This is a genomic window from Absicoccus intestinalis, from assembly GCF_033971885.1.
Classification (GTDB): domain Bacteria; phylum Bacillota_I; class Bacilli_A; order Erysipelotrichales; family Erysipelotrichaceae; genus Absicoccus; species Absicoccus intestinalis.
The window spans coordinates 1-4,879 of the sequence record NZ_JALBUS010000034.1 but is presented as its reverse complement, the minus strand read 5'-3'; the positions used below and the strand labels follow the sequence as shown (position 1 = coordinate 4,879).

Below are 4,879 nucleotides of genomic sequence, written 5' to 3'. Positions count from 1 at the left end.
GACGATCTTTGAAAACTGAACAGGAAACCAAGAAACACGTCAATTTCGAGAAAGAAACAAACGATGTCAGGAACATCGAAGAGCTAAATCAAATGAAGAGTTTGATCCTGGCTCAGGATGAACGCTGGCGGCATGCCTAATACATGCAAGTCGAACGGAGAGAAAAGTGCTTGCACTTTTCGATCAGTGGCGAACGGGTGAGTAACACGTAGGTAACCTGCCCATGTACCCGGGACAACGGTTGGAAACGACTGCTAAAACCGGATAGGCATATGGAAGGCATCTTCGATATGTTAAAGGGGCCACGGCCCTGGACATGGATGGACCTGCGGTGCATTAGCCAGTTGGTGAGGTAACGGCCCACCAAGGCGACGATGCATAGCCGACCTGAGAGGGCGAACGGCCACATTGGGACTGAGACACGGCCCAAACTCCTACGGGAGGCAGCAGTAGGGAATTTTCGTCAATGGGGGGAACCCTGAACGAGCAATGCCGCGTGAGTGAAGACGGTCTTCGGATTGTAAAGCTCTGTTGCGAGAGAAAAAGGACAGGCAGAGGGAATGCTGTTTGTTTGATGGTATCTCGCCAGAAAGTCACGGCTAACTACGTGCCAGCAGCCGCGGTAATACGTAGGTGGCGAGCGTTATCCGGAATGATTGGGCGTAAAGGGTACGTAGGCGGCCAGATAAGTCTGGTGTGAAAGGCTGCAGCTCAACTGCAGCACTGCACTGGAAACTGTCCGGCTGGAGTGCAGAAGAGGGCGATGGAACTCCATGTGTAGCGGTAAAATGCGTAGATATATGGAAGAACACCGGTGGCGAAGGCGGTCGCCTGGTCTGCAACTGACGCTGAAGTACGAAAGCGTGGGGAGCAAATAGGATTAGATACCCTAGTAGTCCACGCCGTAAACGATGAGAACTAGGTGTTGGGGGAATAACTCAGTGCCGCAGTCAACGCAATAAGTTCTCCGCCTGGGGAGTATGCACGCAAGTGTGAAACTCAAAGGAATTGACGGGGGCCCGCACAAGCGGTGGAGTATGTGGTTTAATTCGAAGCAACGCGAAGAACCTTACCAGGCCTTGACATCCCTCGCAAAGCCCTAGAGATAGGGCAGAGGCTATCGAGGAGACAGGTGGTGCATGGTTGTCGTCAGCTCGTGTCGTGAGATGTTGGGTTAAGTCCCGCAACGAGCGCAACCCTTGTGATATGTTACCAGTATCAAGTTAGGGACTCATATCAGACTGCCGGTGACAAACCGGAGGAAGGTGGGGATGACGTCAAATCATCATGCCCCTTATGGCCTGGGCCACACACGTACTACAATGGCGGATACAGAGGGCAGCGACAGGGCGACCTGGAGCGAATCCCGAAAAGTCCGTCCCAGTTCGGATTGGAGTCTGCAACCCGACTCCATGAAGTTGGAATCGCTAGTAATCGCGAATCAGCATGTCGCGGTGAATACGTTCTCGGGCCTTGTACACACCGCCCGTCAAACCATGGGAGTCAGTAATACCCGAAGCCGGTGGCATAACCGCAAGGAGTGAGCCGTCGAAGGTAGGACGGATGACTGGGGTTAAGTCGTAACAAGGTATCCCTACGGGAACGTGGGGATGGATCACCTCCTTTCTAAGGAGAAAGCAAGTGTACAGAGATGTGCGAAAGGGATTCCTGATCAGTTTTGAGAGATCGAAAGATTTCTCAGTGATGATCTTTGAAAATCGAACAACGAAGAAGACAACAGAAGGTCTATAACGTTTAGAAGAAAGATTTCATAAACAGTTAGTAGAACAGTTCTGAAAGATCTCGAAGAAAACACGAAGAGAACCAAGATCAAGCAAGGAAGGGCGTACGGCGAATGCCTGGCCACTCAATACTGAAGAAGGACGTGCCAAACTGCGAAAAGCGACGGGGAGCTGTTAGGGAGCGAAGATCCATCGATATCCGAATGGGGGAACCCGGCCGATAGAAGATCGGTCATCATGCACTGAATAGATAGGTGCATGAGAGGTACGCGGGGAACTGAAACATCTAAGTACCCGCAGGAGAAGAAAATAAGAATGATTCCCTGAGTAGCGGCGAGCGAAAGGGGAGGAGCCCAAACCGTTCTGAGGAGCGGGGTTGAAGGACTGCCGAAGACGAATGGATCATAGTCGAACGCGATTGGAAGCGCGGCCGAAGAGGGTGCAAGCCCCGTAGACGACATGAGAAAGGAAGCAGGCAGGATCCTGAGTACGGCGAGACACGAGGAATCTTGTCGGAAGCAGGCGGGACCATCCGCCAAGGCTAAATATAGTTGAGTGAGCGATAGTGAACCAGTACCGTGAGGGAAAGGTGAAAAGAACCGCGGGAGCGGAGTGAAAGAGAACCTGAAACCGTATGCCTACAAGAAGTCAGAGCCCGTTGAAGGGTGATGGCGTGCCTTTTGTAGAATGAACCGGCGAGTTGCGATGAGATGCGAGGTTAAGCGGGAAAACGCGGAGCCGCAGCGAAAGCGAGTCTGAAGAGGGCGGAAGTAGAACATCGCAGACCCGAAACCGGGTGATCTAGCCATGAGCAGGTTGAAGTTCAGGTGAAACTGAATGGAGGACCGAACCGACCATCGTTGAAAAGCTGGCGGATGACTTGTGGCTAGGGGAGAAATTCCAATCGAACCCGGAGATAGCTGGTTCTCCCCGAAATAGCTTTAGGGCTAGCGTCGTGAAGAACCTGTACGGAGGTAGAGCACTGAATGAGTGATGGCCCCATCCCGGGGTACTGAACCCAATCAAACTCCGAATGCCGCACAGGATGCACGGCAGTCAGACCGTGAGTGATAAAGTCCATGGTCAAGAGGGAAACAGCCCAGATCGCCAGTTAAGGTCCCAAAATTCCGGCCAAGTGGAAAAGGAAGTGGGGATGCACAGACAACTAGGAGGTTGGCTCAGAAGCAGCCATCCTTGAAAGAGTGCGTAACAGCTCACTAGTCGAGTGACCCTGCGCCGAAAATGTACCGGGGCTAAGCCGGATACCGAAACTGCGGATATCTAAGGATGTGGTAGGGGAGCGTTGCATGCAGGCAGAAGCCGTACCGAGAGGAGCGGTGGACCGCATGGAAGCGAGAATGCCGGTGTGAGTAGCGAGATGAAGGTGAGAATCCTTCACACCGAAAGCCCAAGGATTCCAGGGGAAGGTTCGTCCGCCCTGGGTAAGTCGGGACCTAACGCGAGGCCGAAAGGCGTAGTGGATGGAAAGCAGGCAGATATTCCTGCACCCGGACGTAGAGCGAAGGAGTGACGGAGACGGGAAGCATGACCCTCTTAACGGATTGAGGGCGAAGCGAGATAGCGGATGACCAGGCAAATCCGGTCATCGAAACGTGAAGGCGTGATAGGGAAGCGAAAGAGCGATCGAGTAGCGAAGACATGCGGAGCGGCTTCCAGGAAAAGCTTCTAGCAATGTACATCCGGCCCGTACCAAAACCGACACAGGTGGGCAGGGAGAGTATCCCGAGGTGAGCGAGAGAACTGTTGCCAAGGAACTCGGCAAAATGACTCCGTAAGTTCGCGAGAAGGAGTGCTCGAAAGAGCCGCAGTGAAGAGGCCCAAGCGACTGTTTAACTAAAACACAGCTCTCTGCGAAGCCGCAAGGCGAAGTATAGAGGGTGACACCTGCCCGGTGCTGGAAGGTTAAGAGGATCTGTGAATCGGAAGAGGAAGCAGTGAGTTGAAGCCCCAGTGAACGGCGGCCGTAACTATAACGGTCCTAAGGTAGCGAAATTCCTTGTCAGGTAAGTTCTGACCCGCACGAAAGGTGTAACGATTTGGGCGCTGTCTCGGCAGCAGACTCGGTGAAATCTTAGTACCTGTGAAAATGCAGGTTACCCGCAACTAGACGGAAAGACCCCATGGAGCTTTACTGCAGCTTGATATTGAACTTTGGTCGTAGACGTACAGGATAGGTGGGAGACTTAGAGACGTGTTCGCCAGAATACGAGGAGTCGCCGGTGGGATACCACTCTTGTGCGATCGGAGTTCTAACCCAGGTCCATGAACTGGATCGGGGACCGTGTCAGGCAGGCAGTTTGACTGGGGCGGTCGCCTCCCAAAGAGTAACGGAGGCGCCCAAAGGTACGCTCAGATTGGATGGAAACCAATCGTCGAGTGCAAATGCAGAAGCGTGCTTGACTGTGAGACAAACAGGTCGAACAGGGACGAAAGTCGGGATTAGTGATCCGGCGGTGCCGAATGGAAGGGCCGTCGCTCAACGGATAAAAGCTACCCTGGGGATAACAGGCTGATCTCGCCCAAGAGTTCACATCGACGGCGAGGTTTGGCACCTCGATGTCGGCTCATCGCATCCTGGAGCTGGATTCGGTTCCAAGGGTTGGGCTGTCCGCCCATTAAAGCGGTACGCGAGCTGGGTTCAGAACGTCGTGAGACAGTTCGGTCCCTATCTGTTGTGGGCGTTGGAGATCTGAGGAGAGCTGTCCTCAGTACGAGAGGACCGGGATGGACCTGCCGCTGGTGCACCAGTTGTTCCGCCAGGAGCACAGCTGGGTAGCTAAGCAGGGAAAGGATAAGCGCTGAAAGCATCTAAGCACGAAGCCTACTCCAAGATGAGATCTCCCAACAAGTAAGACCCCTTAAAGACGATAAGGTAGATAGGCCAGGGATGGAAGTACAGTGATGTACGGAGTTGACTGGTACTAATCGGTCGAGGACTTGATCAAAGAAAAAGGTCGGAAGCGTTGTTCGATTTTGAGAGATCATCTCTCACGATCCGGTAGCGATAGCGGAGTGGATACACCTGTTGACATCCCGAACACAGAAGTTAAGCACTCCCGCGGCGAAGATAGTTGGGCCTGCCCCTGCGAACCTAGCACGCTGCCGGGTCTTTTTTT

The 4,879-nt window shown here is 53.3% G+C and carries 3 rRNA genes; all 3 read left to right on the top strand.

Annotated features, from left to right (window positions below):
- The first annotated feature begins 89 nt into the window (after positions 1-89).
- The 3 genes from MOZ64_RS11590 (at position 90) to rrf (ending at position 4,871) form a co-directional block, all read left to right on the top strand.
- A 16S ribosomal RNA gene (locus MOZ64_RS11590) occupies positions 90-1,626 on the top strand.
- 202 nt (positions 1,627-1,828) lie between these two features.
- A 23S ribosomal RNA gene (locus MOZ64_RS11585) occupies positions 1,829-4,708 on the top strand.
- Between the two features lie 49 nt (positions 4,709-4,757).
- Positions 4,758-4,871, top strand: a 5S ribosomal RNA gene (gene rrf / locus MOZ64_RS11580).
- The 16S, 23S and 5S rRNA genes sit together here, the layout of an rRNA operon.
- Positions 4,872-4,879: the final 8 nt, after the last annotated feature.